Annotated in this window: 1 protein-coding gene; it reads left to right on the top strand. The window is 49.4% G+C overall.

Annotation, left to right across the window (positions count from 1 at the left end; all coding sequences use genetic code 11):
• On the top strand, positions 1–484 hold a 484-nt coding region (locus KW844_RS28910), incomplete at both ends, for a hypothetical protein (protein WP_218380239.1).

Below are 484 nucleotides of genomic sequence, written 5' to 3'. Positions count from 1 at the left end.
TTGGTACCTGGACAGTGCAGTACACTGGTGCTAACACCGCTCCAACGGTAAGTGATATCCATGATCCAAAAGCTACCATCACGGTAACGCCTGGTGATCAGGTACAACTGACCTGGACAGTCACCAGTATCGCAAATGGTGTAGTAAACACTAATTGCCCAGCTACTACCGATGTAGTAACTATCTATAACTACGCTGCAAACCCAGCCGCCAACGCGGGAGCAGATCAGGAAGATTGCGGTAGAACTACTGCCTTCACCCTGGATGCCACCCCAGTGGTATCTACTGGAAACATCCAGCAGATCGGTACCTGGACGGTGCAGTACACTGGTGCTAACGCTGCTCCAACGGTAAGTAATATCCATGATCCTAAAGCTACCATCACGGTAACGCCTGGTGATCAGGTACAACTGACCTGGACAATCACCAGTATCGCAAATGGTGTAGTAAACACTAATTGCCCAGCTACTACCGATGTAGTAAC

It is taken from the genome of Chitinophaga sp. sic0106 (assembly GCF_019219075.1).
Classification (GTDB): domain Bacteria; phylum Bacteroidota; class Bacteroidia; order Chitinophagales; family Chitinophagaceae; genus Chitinophaga.
The sequence above is the reverse complement of the archived record's forward strand: the minus strand, read 5'-3'. Positions and strand labels throughout refer to the sequence as shown.